Genomic DNA, 16,612 nt, shown 5'->3' with positions numbered 1-16,612 from the left:
GACCTCGTGGTTGGGGGGGAGCCGGGGGAGGTGGGGGGCGACCCCCCCCAGCCCCCCCCCCGCCCGCCCCCCGGGGGCGGCCCCCCCCCGGGGGCCCCCCCCCCGTCCTGGCACTCGACTGTAACGAGTGCCAGTCTACGTCGGCACCCCCGCCGACGCGATGATCAACGACAGGCCGTGGGTGCGGCCCGCGCCACCTTGCGCGGGCCGATCGGCCCGCGCGGCCGGGCGGTATCGCTCTGGTGCGACGTTGCCGCCGACACCTACCGTGACAGTCATGACTGAACCACCTCGCCCTCCCGGCGCGGGAGACCCCGGCAGTTACCCGCCGGAGCCGACTCTCCCGGGCTCGCCTTCCGCGGCCGAGCCGCCCACCGCACCACTGTCCGGGGCACCCGACCCGGCCGGCTATCCCCCGGCCGGTGGCTATCCGCCGCCCACCGGTGACCAACCGCCGTCGGGCGGCTACCCTCCGCCAGGTGGTTACCCCCCGCCGGGCGGTTACCCCCCGGGCGGCCCGACTGGCGGGTATCCGACCGGCGGCGCCTTCGGCGGCCCCGGCGGCGGCTACGCCAACAACGAGGACAAGACCTGGGCGCTGGTCGCGCACTTCGGCGGCGCGGCCGGCATGATCATCAGTGGGGGCGTGCTCGGCTGGGTCGCCCCGCTGGTGGCGATGCTGGCCCGGGGCAGCCAGTCCCCGACGGTCCGGGCGCACGCCGTCGCCGCGCTCAACTTCCAGCTCATCTGGTCGATCGTCGGCCTGGTCGGCTGGGTGCTCTCGTGCATCCTGATCGGCTTCATCGGCGTCGGGGCGGCCATCATCCTCGGTGCCGTGTTCGGCATCCTCGCCGGCATCAAGGCCAACGAGGGCAGCCTCTACCGCTACCCACTCTCGGCCAACCTCGTCAAGTGATCCGGGCCGGCCGCTCCCCCGGCCGGTCCGGCGCACCGCCCGCACGGCCGGCCGGGGCGAGGGCTGACCGTCGACGGTCGGTCGCACGGCCGGCCGGGGCGGCGCGTCCGGGTCAGGGCAGCAGGTCGCGGACGACCGCGTCGGCGAGCAGCCGGCCGCGCAGGGTGAGCACCGCTCGGCCGGCGGCGTAGTCCCCGGCGGCCAGCAGGCCGTCGGCGAGGGCCCGCTCGGCGCCGGCCCGGCCGGCCGCGTCGAGCACCGCCAGCGGCAGCCCGCCGGCGAGCCGCAGCCGGAGCATCACGTCCTCCATGTGGGCCTCGTCGACGGTGAGCACCTCGCGGGCCAGGCCGGGTGACGCGCCGGAGGCCAGCCGCTGGGCGTACGTCGTGGGGTGCTTCACGTTCCACCAGCGCACCCCGCCGACGTGGCTGTGCGCCCCCGGGCCGAGCCCCCACCAGTCCGCGCCGGTCCAGTAGAGCAGGTTGTGCCGGCACCGGGCCGCGTCGGTGCGCGCCCAGTTGGACACCTCGTACCAGGACAGGCCGGCCGCGTCGAGGGCGGCCTCCGCGGCCAGGTAGCGGTCCGCGGCGACGTCGTCACTGGGGTACGCCAGCTCGCCGCGCCGCATCCGGGCGGCGAGCCGGGTGCCGTCCTCGACGATGAGGGCGTACGCGCTGACGTGATCGACCCCGGCGGCGACGACCTGCTCCAGCGTGGCGGCGAAGTCCTCGGCCCGCTCCCCCGGCGTGCCGTAGATCAGGTCCAGGTTGACGTGCTCGAACCCGGCGTCGCGTGCCTCCAGGGCGGCGGCGGTGGCCCGACCGGCGCTGTGTTTGCGGTCCAGGATCGCCAGCACCCCCGGGGAAGCGGACTGCATGCCCAGCGAGATCCGGGTGTAGCCGGCCGCCCGCAGCCGCCGCAACGACTCCGGGGTGACCGACTCCGGGTTGGCCTCGGTGGTCACCTCGACGTCGGCGGCGAGCCCCCAGGTGCGGTCGATGCCGTCGAGGATGCGGGCCAGGTCGTCGGCGGGGAGCAGGGTCGGGGTGCCGCCGCCGACGAAGACCGTGTCGACCCGGGGCGGCGGACTGTCGCCGAGCACCCGGGCGGCGAGCGACAGCTCGGCCAGCACGGTGTCGGCGTACGCCTCGCGGCTGGCGCCCCCGCCCAGCTCGGCGGCCGTGTAGGTGTTGAAGTCGCAGTAGCCGCAGCGACTGGCGCAGAACGGCACGTGGACGTACACGCCGAAGCCGCGCGCGCCGACCGCCGAGGTGGCGGTGGCGGGCAGCGATCCGTCGACGGGGACGGTCTCACCATCTGGAAGGACGCCGGGCATGGCCACTAGTGTGCCCCGCATGACCTCTCCCGACGTCCTCGTGCGGGTCGCCACGGCCCGTGGGGTGACCACCCTCACCCTGGACAGCCCACACAACCGCAATGCGCTCTCCACCGCCCTGATGACCCAGTTGCTGGCCGGACTGGCCGACGCGGCGGCCGACGACGCGGTCCGGGTGATCGTGCTGGACCACACGGGCCCGGTCTTCTGCGCGGGCGCGGACCTGAAGGAGACCGCCGCGGCGTACGCCAGCGGCACGGTGCCGGCCGGGATGCTGGGGGACGTGCTGGCGGCGCTCTGGGACTGCCCGAAGCCGGTGCTCGCGCGGGTCGCCGGGCCGGCTCGGGCCGGCGGGCTGGGCCTGATCGCGGCCGCCGACCTGGCGGTCTGCGCCGACGAGGCGACGTTCGCCTTCACCGAGGTGCGGATCGGGGTGATCCCGGCGGTGATCTCGGCAACCGTGCTGCCCCGCCTGCACCCGCGTGCCGCCGCCGAGCTGTACCTGACCGGCGACACCTTCGACGGCCGACGGGCGGCCGAGATCGGCCTGGTCACGGCCGCCGTGCCGGCGGACGGGCTGGACGACGCGGTACGGCGCTACTGCGACTCGCTGGTGCGCGGCGCGCCCGGCGCGCTGGCCGGCGCGAAGGAGCTGCTGCGCCGACCGGGCACCACCGAGCTGCGGGCTGACCTGGCGCGGCTGTCCGCCCTCTCGACCGGTTACTTCCTCTCCGACGAGGGGCGCGAGGGGGTCCTGGCCTTCCGGGAAAAGAGATTGGCTCGATGGGTGGCCGCTCTGGACGGTGGTTCCGCTGATCATGCCGGGTAGGGGCGGGACGCGCCGCTGAACGTTGCCGGGTAGGGCCGGGACGTGTCAATCGGTCAAGTCCTTGACCGGTCAATCGCTTCCCGGCGTCCAGGTCGGGTGACGTGGCAGACAACCCAGAGCCCGGTCGGCGCGGCAGGTGAGTTCGGCGCCGGAGCGGGAACGTCCCGATCGGTACGCGGCGGCAGCGCGGACCCCGAACCGGTCGGACGACCCGGACGACGCCACCGGGGACGTACGCTTGTCGAACTGTCGATCAGGGGGTGTGGGTGCGAACTCGGGCAGCCGTGGCGGGTGGAGTGGTGCTCATCCTCGTCGCTGTGATCGCGATCTGGCTCGTCGTCCGGCAGGTCGGGGATCAACTGCGACTGCCGCGGGCGGGACGCACCTGCACGGTCCAGGCCGACGGCCGGGTCGCGCTGGACGTCGAGCAGATGGCCAACGCGGCGACCATCGCGGCGATCGGCGCCCAGCGCGGAATGCCGGAGCGGGCCGTGGTGATCGCGCTCGCCACCGCCTACCAGGAGTCGGGGCTGCGCAACCTCGCCGACGGCGACCGGGACTCGGTCGGCCTGTTCCAGCAGCGCCCGAGTCAGGGCTGGGGCACGTCGGCGCAGATCCGCGACTCCCGCTACGCGGCGAACAGGTTCTACGCGGCGCTGAAGAAGGTGCGCGGCTGGGAGAAGATGCGGGTCACCGATGCCGCCCAGCGGGTGCAGCGCTCGGCGTTCCCCGAGGCGTACGAGAAGTGGGCCGACGACTCCGAGGTGCTCAGCAAGGCCCTGCTCGGCGACGTCACCGGCGCGGTGGCCTGCACGGTGGGGCGTACCCCGGTGATGCACGGCGCGGCGGCGACCGCCCAACTGACCCGCAACCTGGTGCTGGACTGGGGCGTGTCGAGCGCCGGCCCGGCCAGCCAGACCGGGCTGGCGGTGACGGCGGACGACCAGCGCGACGGTTGGCGGTACGCGCACTGGCTGGTCTCGCACGCCCAGGACCACGGGGTGAAGCGGGTCCGCTTCGGCGACCTGGAGTGGACCGCCCGCAACGGCACCTGGGGCCGGGTCGCCGGCGAGCAGGGCCCCGCGGGTCAGGTGGTGGCCGAGGTCTTCGCCGAGGGCTGACGACCCGGATCTCTTAACCGGCAGTCACCGCACAATCGGGCACTGCACCACATGATGCCCAATTCACCACAGAAATCTCACTGTCCGCAGCAGTACCGCTGCACATGGTCTGGTCCGGGTCCGCCCGCGCCGCACGCCCTCCCCGATGTCTGGACAGTCGCGTTACGATCGGCGGCCTGTGCCAGAAATGGTTTCACCTCATGGGGAGGGGTACGACGCGGTGTTCGATTACGGCGACCGGACCGGCTACGAACCGATCAGCGACACTGACCGCAAGGAGTTCCACGAGCAGGGCTTCCTCCTGCTGCGCAACGTCCTGACGGAGGACCACCGGGCGGCGCTGGAGGCGGCTGTCGACCGCGTCTACGCGGAGGAGCAGGCCAAGGGCAACACCAAGAAGGACGGCACGCTGCACCTGCTGGGCTTCCTGGAGCGTGACGAGCTCTTCGGCGAGCTGCTCACCCACCCGATCGCCTTCCCGTACATGTGGGGGCTGGCCGGCTGGAACATCTACACCCACCACAACCACCTGGACGTCACCCCGCCGGCCGCCGAGCCGGAGAAGCCGTACTGGGGCTGGCACCAGGACGGGTACCGGCAGAACTCCGACCCGGAGACGATGGACCCGAACCTGCCCCGGCCGATGTTCTCGCTGAAGGTCGCGTACGTGCTGTCCGACCTGTCGCAGACCGGCCGTGGCGCCACCAAGGTCATCCCGGGCAGCCACCTGTGGAACTCGCTGGACCGGCCCAAGGACCTCAGCGTGCACAACCCGGACCCGGAGGGCACGGTGGAGATCACCGCGAACCCGGGCGACGCGTTCATCTTCGACCGTCGGCAGTGGCACTCCCGCTCGACGAACCTGTCGACCATCACCCGCAAGATGCTCTTCGTCGGCTACACCTACCGCTGGATCCGGCCGCTCGACGAGCTGCACCCGGACCTGAACGGCGAGTGGTACCGCAACCGCACCCCCGTGCAGCGCCAGCTGATCGGTGAGGGCACCCACACCGCCAACTACTGGGGCATCAACTGGGACGGGTACGTCGACGACGAGATCCCGCTGCGCAAGGAGCTCAAGGAGCGCGGGCTGCTGGACCGCAACATCCCCTGGCTGCGCTGATCACCTGCGTCTGCGAACGGCCCCCCGCCACCGTCGGCGGGGGGCCGTTCTCGTATCCGCTTCCGGGCCACCCGGTGCCGCGCTGTCGGTAGCGTGACGGCCGGCTACCCAACGCTGGCGTGTCGTCTCGGCACCGCGCTCAGCCGTGCGTTCCTCGCGGCGGCGCGGTCAGCCGCGCGAGGCCAGGCGGCGGCGGGCCTTCTCCCGGATCGGCTCCGGCAGGTCGTCCGCGTCGAGCAGGCGGGGCAGCAGCTCCGGCTCCAGGCTGGTCGCTCGGAACACCTCGCCGATGGTCACCCCGTGCGCGGGCCGCTCCACCACCTCGACCGGGTCGCCGGCACCCACCTCGCCCTCGCGCAGCACCCGCAGGTACGCCCCCGGGGAGGCCCGCACGGTGAAGCGCCGGATCAGGTCGGGCACACCCCAGAAGCCCGCGAACGTCGTGCAGGGAGTACGCGGCATCGTCACCTGGAGCACCGCTGTGCCCACCGCCCACTGTTCGCCGATGACCGCGCCGGTCACGTCGACGGCGTAGGTGGTCAGGTTCTCCCCGAAGCCGCCCGGGCGGACCGACCGGCCGATCTCGGCCGACCACCACGCGGCGTCCTCCTCGGCGTACGCGTAGACGGCCTTGTCCGGCCCGCCGTGCACGGCCCGCTCGCCGATGAAGTCACCGGCCAGGCCACCGGTGAGCACCGCCACGGGCCCGTCGACCGGTCGCTTGTCGATGCCGCTGCGACCGCTCGCGTCGCCCGCCCACGCCGCCTCGGTCACGATGCCGAGGTTCACCGCTGCCACCCTGCCCGTCATGACGGACAGCCTAGGTGAATCCGCGGTACGGGCTTGACCTTGACGCTGCGTCAACCCCCCCGACTGACCGCCGGTCGTCGGGTCCGACCTGTCAGCCCTTGACGGCGCCGGCCACCAGGCCGGAGACCATCCGCCGCTGCACCAGCAGGAAGAAGATGATGACCGGCAGGGTGAACAGGGTGGAGGCGGCCATGACCGGACCCCAGTTGGTGTCGTCGCGGCCGAAGAAGAACGTCATCGCCACCGGCAGCGTGTAGCGACCCTGGTCGTTGATGAACGTCAACGCGAAGATCAGCTCGTTCCACGCGGTGATGAAGGAGAAGATGCTGGTGGCGACCAGGCCGGGCGCGACGAGCGGGAACAGCACCCGACGGAACGTCTGGGCCCGGCTCGCGCCGTCGATGGCCGCCGCCTCCTCCAGCTCCTTGGGCACGGCGGCGACGAAACCGCGCAGCATCCAGACCGCGAACGGCAGCGAGAAGCCGAGGTACGTGAGGATCAGGCTGGGCAGGGTGTTGTAGAGCCCGAGCCGCTGGATCATCAGGAACAGCGGGATGACCAACGCCTCCAGCGGGATCATCTGCACCACGAGCAGCATGATCAGGAAGCTGGTCCGCAGCGTGAAGCGGAACCGGGCCACCGCCGTCGCGGCGAGCAGGGCGACCAGGCCGCTGAGCACCACAGTGGAGACGGCGACGATCGCGCTGTTGAGGAAGAAGTCCAGGAAGCTGACGCCGGGGATCAGGTTGCCGGTCAGGATCTCCCGGTAGTGCGCCAGCGTCGGGCGGGCCGGCACCGGCTGCGGGGTGGACGAGAAGATCTCGCTGCTCGGCTTCAACGAGGTCGAGATCATCCAGTAGACCGGGAACGCCGCGAAGAGCGCGACCAGCAGCCCGGCGGCGTTGAGGGCCACCTTCTTCACGACTCGTCCTCCTGCCTGAGCACCATCCGTACGTAGAAGCCGGTCACCACGAGCAGGATCAACGTGAGGATCACCGCGATGGCCGCGCCGAGGCCATACTTCGGTGGCGGAGAGAAGGCTTCGGCGTACGAGTAGATGGAGAGCATGAACGTCGGCCGGTCCTGGGTGCCGCCGGCCAGGACGAACTGCTGGGTGAAGACCTTGAAGTCCCAGATGGTGGAGAGCACGATCAGGATCCCGAAGACCGGGCGCAGCAGCGGGAACGTGATCTTCCAGAAGACCCGCCACGGGCTGGCGCCGTCCACCCGGGCCGCCTCGTGCAACTCACTCGGCACGCTCTTCAGGCCGGCGAGCACGCTCACCGCGATGAACGGGAACGAGTGCCACACGACCACCAGGGTGAGGATGGCGAAGAAGAGCAGCGGCGAGTTGAACCAGCCGTAGCCGGTCCAGTCGCTGCGGCCGAACACGGCGTTGGAGAACCCGTCCGGCAGCGCGTTGAACAGCCAGGTGACCAGGCCGCTGGTGTCGTCGAAGATCCACTTCCAGACGATCGTGCCGGTGAGCGCCGGGGTGGCCCAGGCGAGCATCACGCAACTGGCGACGAAGGTGGCCATCTTGCGGCCGAGCCGGTTGAGCAGCAGCCCGACCAGGGTGCCGAGCACCATCGTGAGCAGCACGTTCGCCGCGGCGAACAGCACCGTGTTGCGCAGCACCGTCAGGAAGAACGGATCCGAGAGGATGTCGGTGTAGTTGCCGAGCCCCACCCACGGCCACTCCCGGTCGCCGCGCAACTGCCGGACGCTGTTGAGCCGGTAGAAGGACATCGCCACCACCTGGCCGAGCGGCCAGAGCAGCAGCACCCCGATGATGACGAGTGCGGGCAGGAGCAGCAGGTACGGCAGGCGGTCCACCGGGCGACGCCGCCGCGCGGGGGTCTCCCGCGCGGCGGACGTCTCGGCGCTCTTGGTCAGTAAGCTCACTTGCTGTTCAAGATGCCTTCCATCTCGGCGGCCGCGTCGGCGGTGGCCTTCTCGACCGTCTTCTGACCCTTCATGACCGAGCTGTTCATCGCCTGGGTCACCGTCTTCGTCCGGCTGACCTCCACCCACTTCGGGGTGAGCGGCGTGAGCTTGGTGTTCTGCATGGTGGTGGCGAACGCCGCCATCACCTTGTCGTTGGCGTACGTGTCACCGGCGACCAGATCCTGGTAGACCGGGAAGAAGCCGAGGCTGCTCGCGAAGCTCTGCGAGTTCTTCTTGTTCAGCAGCACCGTCAGGTAGTCCCAGGCCAGATCCTGGCGCTCGCTGTCCTTCCAGATCGCCACGTCCGAACCGCCCGCGAAGCCGGGCGCGGCCTTGCCGTCCGGGCCGGGGATCGGGAACGTACCCCAGACCTTCTCGATCTCGGGGTTGTCCTTCTTGATGGCGGCCTGCTGCCAGCTACCGGCGAACGCCATGGCGGCCTTGCCGGTGGCGAACTGGGTGCGCGCGTCGATCTCGTTCCACCCGGCGGCGGCCGGCGGGGCCACCTTGTGGACGGTCACGAGGTCGGTCCAGTACTTGACGGCCCGCTGCGCCTCCGGCGTCGTGTAGCCGGACTTCCAGGCGCCGCCCTGGTTGGTCGCGATCTCCGCGCCAGCGCCCCAGAGGAAGGAGTAGAAGGGCAGCTCGGAGTTGCCCGGCAGCGCGATGCCGTAGGTGCCCGGCTTCTTCGCCTGCACGGTCTTGGCCACCGTGACCAGGTCGTCCCAGGTCTTCGGCGGCTGGACGCCCGCCTCGGCGAACCAGTCGGTGCGGTAGTAGATCGCCCGCACGCCCGCGTACCAGGGGACGCCGTACTGCTTGCCGTCGAGCTGCGCGTTGCGGACCAGGTCGGGCAGCAGGTCCTTGCCGTCGGCCCAGCCGCCCATCCGGCCGCTGACGTCGGCGAGCGCCTCCTGCGCGGCCCAGCCCTGGGTCTCGGTGTTGCCCAGCTCGGTGATGTCCGGTCCCTCACCACCGGCGAGCGCGGCCTGGAACTTCTTGGGCGCCTCCAGCCAGGGGATGTACTGCACGACCACATCGGTGTCGGGGTGCTTCTGGCGGAACTCCGCCTCGACGCCGTCGAGGAACTTGTTCTGCGCGTCGCCGCCCTCGCCCATCATCCAGACCGTGAGCTTGCTGTCGTCGCCCGCCTTGTCGTCGGAGCCTCCGCAGCCGGTCAGCACCATCGCGGCCGAGGCCACCACGGCGGTGACCGGGGCCAGCCGCTTCCACCTGTTCACGCCACTTCTCCCCTCGCGCCGCCTGGAACTTACCTTCTCCGCCGCACCTTAGTACGAAGAAATCCTTTACGACAGTGGGCGGGCAGGCCGAAGCGTCGCGACCGTACCGCAGGGAACCGACCCGACGGGCCCGTGGCATCGGGCCGAATCCGGGCACTTCACCACGAAAGAGCGCCCGACCAGTGGTCGGGCGCTCTTTTCCGTGGTGCGGTGATGCCAGGTTGTTACCGGGTGACGCTGCGGCGGCGACCCACGCCGGCCACCAGCGCGACCGCGATCGCGGCCACCACGACCTGCACCAGCAGCTCCGTCCAGTCGATACCGGCCGTCTCGGTCGCGATACCCATCGCCCGCGCCAGCACCGTACCCAGCAGAGCCGCGCCCACACCGATCAGCAGGTGCAGCCACATCGGCATGTTCTGCCGGCCCGGGACAACCAGGCGGCCGAGCGCCCCGACGATGAGACCAACAACGATGGCAGTGATGATGCCCCACACGGTGAGCTCCACGGTCGCCCTCCTTCTAAGAATGTCTGACACACAATGTGTGCTTCCTGTCGTGACGACTAAGTTCCCGACCCACCGAAAAACCAAACCGACTTCACGGCTCAGACGATCACGATTTGGTCAACACCGGAACGTTCCACCGGGCCACTCGGGCGACGCGGACCGGGACACGGCGATCGACTGGGCTTGGCCGGGGTGCGCTGGCCGTGCAGGAGCATGATCGACTCCACTGCACCGATGTGGCGGTGTCTGGCGAACCGAATGCCGCCACATCGGCGCAGTGGAGTCGATCACTGCGGAGGCCAACCGGTCCGCGCGGCGGCGAAACGCCGAGGGGCACCCGACCTGTCGGCCGGGCGCCCCTCGGAAGTGGTGCGGTGTTACGGGTGTGCTGGTGTCATCGGGTGACGCGGCGGCGGCCACCCACGCCGGCCACCAGTGCGACCGCGATCGCGGCCAGCACGACCTGGACCAGCAGCTCGCCCCAGTCAACGCCGTTCGTCTCGGTCGCGATGCCGATGGCCCGCGCCAGCACGGTGCCCAGCAGGGCCGCGCCGATACCGATGAGCATGTGCAGCCAGATCGGCATGTTCTGCCGGCCCGGGACAACCAGGCGGCCGAGCGCCCCGACAATGAGACCAACAACGATGGCAGTGATGATGCCCCACACGGTGAGCTCCACGGTCGCCCTCCTTCTAAGAATGTCTGACACACAATGTGTGCTTCCTGTCGTGACGACTAAGTTCCCGACCCACCGAAAAACCAAACCGACTCAACCGCAGAGAAGTTGTCGGCGTCGATGCCGGACGGCTGCGTCGATTGGGGTGGGAGCGCGTCCACACAGGTCAGGCAACATGTTGCCCAGGGCGACGACCCCGCCCACGCGGCCAAAAATTTTCTCCCTCAGCCGCACCCGACCAGGCCCAGACCCTCGCCCCACGTCGGTGATCAAGAGGTTTGCGTCAGGATCAGGGCCTCCACTGACGCAAACCTCTTGATCAACACGGGTGACCCCGGGGGCCCGGAGGCAGGGGGCGGGCCGGGGGGTTACTTCTTGGTGGCCTTGGCGTCGCCGGAGTCGGAGGACAGGGCGGCGATGAAGGCTTCCTGCGGCACCTCGACGCGGCCGACCATCTTCATCCGCTTCTTGCCTTCCTTCTGCTTCTCCAGCAGCTTGCGCTTACGGCTGATGTCACCGCCGTAGCACTTGGCGAGGACGTCCTTGCGGATCGCGCGGATGGTCTCCCGGGCGATGACCCGGCTGCCGATGGCCGCCTGGATCGGCACCTCGAACTGCTGGCGCGGAATGAGGGTGCGCAGCTTGGCGGCGATCGTGACGCCGTAGTTGTACGCCTTGTCCTTGTGCACGATGGCGCTGAACGCGTCCACCGGCTCGCCGTGCAGCAGGATGTCCACCTTCACCAGGTCGGACGCCTGCTCGCCGGACGGCTCGTAGTCGAGTGAGGCGTAGCCCTTGGTCCGGCTCTTCAACTGGTCGAAGAAGTCGTAGATGATCTCGGCGAGGGGCAGGGTGTAGCGCAGCTCCACCCGGTCGGCGGAGAGGTAGTCCATTCCGAGCAGGCTGCCGCGCCGGCCCTGGCAGAGCTCCATCACCGCGCCCACGTAGTCGTTGGGCGTCAGCACGGTGGCCCGCACCACCGGCTCGTACACCTCGGCGATCTTGCCGGTGGGGTACTCGCTGGGGTTGGTGACGACGATCTCGGCGCCGTCGTCGGTGATCGCCCGGTACACCACGTTGGGCGCGGTGGAGATCAGGTCGAGGTTGTACTCGCGCTCCAGCCGCTCTCGGATGATCTCCAGGTGGAGCAGGCCGAGGAAGCCGCAGCGGAAGCCGAACCCGAGCGCGCCGGAGGTCTCCGGCTCGTAGTCCAGGGCTGCGTCGTTGAGCTTGAGCTTGTCCAGGGCCTCACGCAGGTTCGGGTAGTCGGACCCGTCGATCGGGTAGAGGCCGGAGTAGACCATCGGCTTCGGGTCCTTGTAGCCACCCAGCGCCTCGGCCGCCGGCCGGGCGTTGATGGTGACCGTGTCACCGACCCGGGACTGCCGGACGTCCTTCACACCGGTGATCAGGTAGCCGACCTCGCCGACGCCGAGCGCCTCGGCCTTCACCATCTCCGGTGAGATGACGCCGATCTCCAGCAGCTCGTGCACCGCCCCGGTGGACATCATCTTGATCCGGTCGCGGGCGCTGATCCGGCCGTCGATGACCCGGACGTACGTGACGACGCCGCGGTAGACGTCGTACACCGAGTCGAAGATCATCGCCCGGGCGGGCGCCTCGGCGTCGCCGACCGGCGGGATGAACTGCCGGACGATCTCGTCGAGCAGGTACGGCACGCCCTCGCCGGTCTTGCCGGAGACCCGGATGCAGTCGGCGGGGTCCCCGCCGATGAGGTGGGCCAACTCCTCGGCGTACTTCTCCGGCTGGGCAGCCGGCAGGTCGATCTTGTTGAGCACCGGGATGATGCGCAGGTCGTTCTCGAGCGCCAGGTAGAGGTTGGCCAGGGTCTGCGCCTCGATGCCCTGCGCGGCGTCGACCAGCAGCACGGCGCCCTCGCAGGCGGCCAGCGACCGGGACACCTCGTAGGTGAAGTCGACGTGCCCCGGGGTGTCGATCATGTTGAGCACCGCGTGCTCACCGGCCCGCTCGCCGTCGCGGATGGTCCACGGCATCCGGACGGCCTGGCTCTTGATGGTGATGCCGCGCTCGCGCTCGATGTCCATCCGGTCCAGGTACTGCGCGCGCATCTGCCGGGGGTCGACCACGCCGGTGAGCTGCAACATCCGGTCGGCCAGGGTCGACTTCCCGTGGTCGATGTGGGCGATAATGCCGAAGTTCCGGATGCGACCGGGGTCGGTGGCACCAGGGGCGTTCGCGCCGGGATCGAGCTTCGGTGGCACAGCGGTCCGTTCTGGTCGGCTGACGTGAACAGGCCGGCGCGCCGCCGACCCCCTCCATGTTCCCACGCCGCCGGGGTACGCCCGCTGCGCGGGCGACGGATCGGCCCCGGCGACCTCTCACTCCATGGGCGGCTCGACGAACAGCGCGGCCAGCCGGGGCAGGCGGCGGCGGGCCTCCTCCTCGTCGTCGAAGTCCCAGAAGTCGTTGAGGTCGGGCGTACGCACCGGCTCGCGGTCCTCCGGCAGCTCCGACGCGGTGGCCTTGCGGTACGCGTCCCAGGGCACCGTGAGCATCTGCTCGGCGGAGAACTCCTCTCCGCTGAGCGAGGCGGCCCGCACCTGGGGCAGTTCGGCCAGCGAGTCGGGGTCGCTGACCGCGCGGGCGAAGACCGCCCGCCCCTGGGTCATCAGCCAGCCCCGGAAGTGCTCGAAGCCGTCCGCGGAGGCTCCGCCGTTGATCAGGTACGCCGCGCCCCACAGGTCCGCCTTGTGCGAGGCCGCCAGCACCCTGCGCTGGTGGTGGGCGTACCCGACGATGTCCTCCGGGTCGCGCTCGGCGAGCAGGGCGACGGCCCGCGCGGCGACCGGCCCGGGCTCTCCCCCGCCCCCGGCGCGGGCCTGGTCGATCAGCTGCCAGAAGTCCTCGGTCCTCATGGCTTGGCAGTCTGGCAGTGTCGCCGCGCGCCGCGCACGTACCCCGGGGCAGCATGGTGGGGTGTCCTCCCCGCCGCTGCCCCCGGTGCCGTACCACGCGGGTGCGCTGCGCCCGTCGTGGCCGGCCCTGCCGGCGGCGCTGCGGGCCGCCATCGCCGGGCGCCTCGGCGCGCCGGTGGTCACCGCCCGGGTCGCCGCCGCCGGCTTCACCCGGGGGTTCGCCGCCGTGCTCGACACCGCCGACGGTGGTCGGGCCTTCGTCAAGGCGGCACCCGCCGTCGAGCAACCGCGCCTCGTGCAGGGGTACGCGCGGGAGGCCGCGATCCTCGACCGGCTGCCGGCCGGCCTGCCGGCGCCCCGCCTGCGGTGGACGCTGGACGAGGCCGGCTGGTTCGCGCTCTGCACCGACGCGGTCGACGGCCACACCCCGCGCCTGCCCTGGACGCGGACCGAGCTGGACGCCACGCTCGCCGCGTACGCCGAGGTCGCCGCCGCCCTGGCCGCCCCGCCGGCCGGGCTGACCGCGCTCGGCCTGCCACATCTCGCCGAGCTGGCCCGCTCGGACATCCTGTGGTGGGAGGAGGTCGCCGCCGGCCGGGAGCCGCTCCCGGCGCTGCCCGCCGCCGCCCGGGGCCGACTGCCCGAGCTGGTGGCGCTGGAGTCCCGCCTCCCCCGGTACGCGGACGGCGCGACCGGCATGATCCACGGCGACCTGCGGGTGGACAACGTGCTCATCGGCGGTGACGGTCGGGCCTGGTTCTGCGACTGGACCTGGGCCTGTTCCGGGCCGGCCTGGTTCGACCTCGTGAGCCTGCTGCTCACCGCGTACGCCAGCGGCCTGGACACCGACCGACTCTTCGCCGGACACCCGGCGTCGGCGGGCGCTCCCCCGGACGCGCTGGACGCCACCCTGGCCGCGCTGGCCGGCTACTACCTCACCGGGGCGGACGCGACACCGGCGACGGCCTCACCGCACCGGTCGGCGCACCAGCGGTGGAGCGGCGAACAGGCCCTCGACTGGCTCGCCCGCCGACAGGGCTGGCGGTGACACGGCCCCGGCCTGCCGGGGAGGCGGGGCCGGTCTGCCGGGGGCGTAGTCTGGTGGTCGTCGGGCCGGGATGGGCCGCGCGATGACCGAGCCGTTTTGGCTCGTCCCGGGCGACCTGGTAACCTGGCTCTTCGCGCAGCGATGACGCATGTTCGTCATCACGCGCATAAGCTGACCAACCCGAGCTATCAAGACGAGGCTGTCGCGTGGCGAACATCAAGTCCCAGATCAAGCGCAACCGGCAGAACGAGAAGGCCCGGCTGCGCAACAAGTCGGTCAAGTCGTCGCTGAAGACCGCCGTCCGGAAGTTCAACGAGGCTGCCGAGGCCGGTGACGTCGAGAAGGCCACCGCCCTCATGCTGGACGCCTCTCGCAAGCTGGACAAGGCCGTCAGCAAGGGCGTGATCCACTCCAACCAGGCCGCGAACCGCAAGTCCGCGATCGCGAAGCGCGTGGTGGCACTCTCTGCCTGACGACTCACCGTCAGACTGATTCGGAAAGCCCCGGACCCCCGGTCCGGGGCTTCCGTGTGTTTACGGACGGGTCGACGTGCCGGCGTGGCGTCGGCGGGCCGGACGGCGTACCCGTGTCGCGGCTGCGGTCAGTCCAGCGGGTCGGTGCGGCGGGTGGGCCGCACCGGGTCGGTCGTGACCACCACCCCGGTCACGCTGTTCGAGACCCGGGCCCGGCCGACGACCGGCTCCATCTGCCGACGGAAACGGTCCCGCTCCTGCTCGGGCACGAGCGCGGCGGAACGGACCACCACGGCGGCCACCATGTCGTTGAGCTTGACCATCGCCGCCACCACCACGGGCAGCACCAGCACCGCCCACCAGGTCACCAGCTCCGCGAGGGCGAGCAGCACCGCCAGGGCGATGGCGCCTTCGAAGAAGAGGAAGCAGAGCACCCCGCCGGGGTTGACGAACCGCAGGCCGAGGAGCCGGGCGTAGAGCGGCCGGTACCGCTCCTCGTCGGCGGGCATGGTGGCCCACGCCATACGGTTCGGCCCCGTCACCGGCCGCTGCCCTGCCGGGCGGCCGCCACCGAGAAGACCGCGCGCTCCAGGGCGTACGCCCGGTCGTCCGAGCCGCCCTTGACGGCCGCGTTGCACTCGGCGGCGACCTGCATGGCCCGGACCAGCCCCTCCGGCGTCCAGCCGCGCCCCTGCCGCTGCGCCCGCTCGATCTTCCAGGCCGGCATTCCGAGACTGCTGGCGAGCTGGTACGGGTTGCCCCGCCCGGCCGACGCCACCCGGGCCACCGTACGCACCCCGTCGGCCAGGGCGTCGGCGATGGGCACCGGGTCGACACCGACGTGCAGGGCCCAGCGCAGCGCCTCCAGGGCGGCCGGCACATCGCCGACCATTGTGGCATCCGCCACCGTGAAGCCGGTCACCTCGACCCGGCCCCGGTAGTAGCGGGCCACCGTCTCGGCGCTGATCCGCCCGTCGGTGTCGGCGATGAGCTGGGAGCAGGCGGCCGCCAGCTCGCGCAGGTCGTTGCCGACCGCCGCGATCAGCGCCTCGGCGGCGTCGTCGGTGCACCTGCCGCCGGCCCGGCGGATCTCGTCGCGGACGAAGGCGACCCGCTCGCGGTGCCCCTTGAGCTTGGCCGCCGAGATCACCGTCGCGCCTGCCGACCGCAGCCCGTCGGCGAACGCCTTGCCCTTGGCCCCGCCCAGGTGCAGCACCAGCAACTGGACGTCCGGATCGGGATTCTTCGCGTACGCCAGCAGCGCGGCGACCAGGTCCTTGCGGGCGTCCTGACCGGAGCGCAGGATGAGCAGCCGCCGCCCACCGAACAGCGATGGGCTGAGCATCTCGGCGATCTCACCGACGGTGAGCGCACCTGCCTGGTACTCGCGAACGTCCGCCTCGGTCTCGACGCTGCGGACCCGCTCGACAGCTTCGGTCACGGCGCGCGTGGCGAGCAGCTCCTCGTCGCCGAGGACGAGCAGAATGGGGGCGAGGCTGGCGGGGGTCACGTCGCCCATATTCGCACGGCCCATGGCGGGTACGGGCCTGCTCATTCGCCGACCGGTCGGTGCAGCCCGCACTAAGCGCAAATCCAGACATTTATCTCGGTTCGTCATCTAATCCGCAATACGGTCACCATTTCCTCCATAACGCTGCAATTTCCACGGCAGAGCCGCCTTTCCCG

The 16,612-nt window shown here is 71.1% G+C and carries 17 protein-coding genes; 6 read left to right on the top strand and 11 right to left on the bottom strand.

Annotation, left to right across the window (positions count from 1 at the left end):
* Nucleotides 1-277 precede the first annotated feature (277 nt).
* On the top strand, nt 278-916 hold the full coding sequence (locus tag ABZU46_RS15260) for a DUF4870 domain-containing protein (protein WP_354857990.1): 639 nt from the start codon (nt 278-280) through the stop codon (nt 914-916).
* Between the two features lie 112 nt (nt 917-1,028).
* On the opposite strand, the gene hemW is transcribed toward ABZU46_RS15260, so the two are convergent.
* Nucleotides 1,029-2,252 (bottom strand): radical SAM family heme chaperone HemW, encoded by a 1,224-nt coding sequence (hemW, locus tag ABZU46_RS15255; RefSeq protein ID WP_354857997.1) that lies wholly within the window; start codon nt 2,250-2,252, stop codon nt 1,029-1,031.
* Nucleotides 2,253-2,271: 19 nt separating this feature from the next.
* On the opposite strand from hemW, the gene ABZU46_RS15250 reads away from it, so the two are divergent.
* The 3 genes from ABZU46_RS15250 (at nt 2,272) to ABZU46_RS15240 (ending at nt 5,325) form a co-directional block, all read left to right on the top strand.
* Nucleotides 2,272-3,081 carry an enoyl-CoA hydratase-related protein gene (locus tag ABZU46_RS15250; protein ID WP_354857987.1) on the top strand — a complete coding sequence of 270 codons (810 nt, stop codon included), beginning with the start codon at nt 2,272-2,274 and terminating at the stop codon, nt 3,079-3,081.
* 260 nt (nt 3,082-3,341) lie between these two features.
* Complete coding sequence (locus ABZU46_RS15245) at nt 3,342-4,202, top strand: hypothetical protein (protein WP_354857984.1); 861 nt, start codon at nt 3,342-3,344, stop codon at nt 4,200-4,202.
* A gap of 220 nt (nt 4,203-4,422) precedes the next feature.
* On the top strand, nt 4,423-5,325 hold the full coding sequence (locus ABZU46_RS15240) for a phytanoyl-CoA dioxygenase family protein (RefSeq protein ID WP_354857982.1): 903 nt from the start codon (nt 4,423-4,425) through the stop codon (nt 5,323-5,325).
* Between the two features lie 168 nt (nt 5,326-5,493).
* Here ABZU46_RS15240 and ABZU46_RS15235 read toward each other — a convergent pair whose 3' ends face one another.
* The 8 genes from ABZU46_RS15235 to ABZU46_RS15200 form a co-directional block, all read right to left on the bottom strand.
* Nucleotides 5,494-6,135, bottom strand: a complete 642-nt coding sequence (locus tag ABZU46_RS15235; RefSeq protein ID WP_354857980.1) for an MOSC domain-containing protein — start codon at nt 6,133-6,135, stop codon at nt 5,494-5,496.
* A gap of 91 nt (nt 6,136-6,226) precedes the next feature.
* The gene (locus ABZU46_RS15230) at nt 6,227-7,057 is read right to left on the bottom strand and encodes a carbohydrate ABC transporter permease (protein WP_354857977.1); all 831 of its coding nucleotides are present in this window, start codon (nt 7,055-7,057) and stop codon (nt 6,227-6,229) included.
* A complete protein-coding gene (locus ABZU46_RS15225) occupies nt 7,054-8,040 on the bottom strand; it encodes a sugar ABC transporter permease (protein WP_354857974.1) in 987 nt (328 codons plus the stop codon). The genes ABZU46_RS15230 and ABZU46_RS15225 overlap by 4 nt, the downstream gene beginning before the upstream one ends.
* Nucleotides 8,037-9,323, bottom strand: coding sequence for a sugar ABC transporter substrate-binding protein (locus ABZU46_RS15220; RefSeq protein ID WP_354857971.1), 1,287 nt, complete (start codon nt 9,321-9,323; stop codon nt 8,037-8,039). Before ABZU46_RS15220 ends, ABZU46_RS15225 begins: the two co-directional genes overlap by 4 nt.
* Before the next feature lie 224 nt (nt 9,324-9,547).
* On the bottom strand, nt 9,548-9,832 hold the full coding sequence (locus tag ABZU46_RS15215; protein ID WP_344360793.1) for a GlsB/YeaQ/YmgE family stress response membrane protein: 285 nt from the start codon (nt 9,830-9,832) through the stop codon (nt 9,548-9,550).
* 394 nt (nt 9,833-10,226) lie between these two features.
* Nucleotides 10,227-10,511, bottom strand: coding sequence for a GlsB/YeaQ/YmgE family stress response membrane protein (locus tag ABZU46_RS15210; protein ID WP_354857968.1), 285 nt, complete (start codon nt 10,509-10,511; stop codon nt 10,227-10,229).
* Between the two features lie 365 nt (nt 10,512-10,876).
* On the bottom strand, nt 10,877-12,751 hold the full coding sequence (gene lepA, locus ABZU46_RS15205) for a translation elongation factor 4 (protein ID WP_354857966.1): 1,875 nt from the start codon (nt 12,749-12,751) through the stop codon (nt 10,877-10,879).
* Between the two features lie 117 nt (nt 12,752-12,868).
* Entirely contained in the window at nt 12,869-13,405 is a 537-nt protein-coding gene (locus tag ABZU46_RS15200) for a DUF4240 domain-containing protein (RefSeq protein ID WP_354857963.1), read from the bottom strand.
* 61 nt (nt 13,406-13,466) lie between these two features.
* On the opposite strand from ABZU46_RS15200, the gene ABZU46_RS15195 reads away from it, so the two are divergent.
* Complete coding sequence (locus ABZU46_RS15195; protein WP_354857961.1) at nt 13,467-14,453, top strand: phosphotransferase; 987 nt, start codon at nt 13,467-13,469, stop codon at nt 14,451-14,453.
* Between the two features lie 206 nt (nt 14,454-14,659).
* Nucleotides 14,660-14,926: a 30S ribosomal protein S20 gene (gene rpsT, locus ABZU46_RS15190; RefSeq protein ID WP_007464006.1), complete on the top strand. Its 267-nt coding sequence runs from the start codon at nt 14,660-14,662 to the stop codon at nt 14,924-14,926.
* A gap of 128 nt (nt 14,927-15,054) precedes the next feature.
* Here rpsT and ABZU46_RS15185 read toward each other — a convergent pair whose 3' ends face one another.
* Both ABZU46_RS15185 and holA read right to left on the bottom strand, forming a co-directional pair.
* Nucleotides 15,055-15,468 carry a hypothetical protein gene (locus ABZU46_RS15185; RefSeq protein ID WP_354857958.1) on the bottom strand — a complete coding sequence of 138 codons (414 nt, stop codon included), beginning with the start codon at nt 15,466-15,468 and terminating at the stop codon, nt 15,055-15,057.
* Entirely contained in the window at nt 15,465-16,445 is a 981-nt protein-coding gene (gene holA, locus ABZU46_RS15180; RefSeq protein WP_354857994.1) for a DNA polymerase III subunit delta, read from the bottom strand. Before holA ends, ABZU46_RS15185 begins: the two co-directional genes overlap by 4 nt.
* Nucleotides 16,446-16,612: the final 167 nt, after the last annotated feature.

It is taken from the genome of Micromonospora sp. NPDC005197 (assembly GCF_040608295.1).
Lineage (GTDB): Bacteria > Actinomycetota > Actinomycetes > Mycobacteriales > Micromonosporaceae > Micromonospora.
The sequence above is the reverse complement of the archived record's forward strand: the minus strand, read 5'-3'. Positions and strand labels throughout refer to the sequence as shown.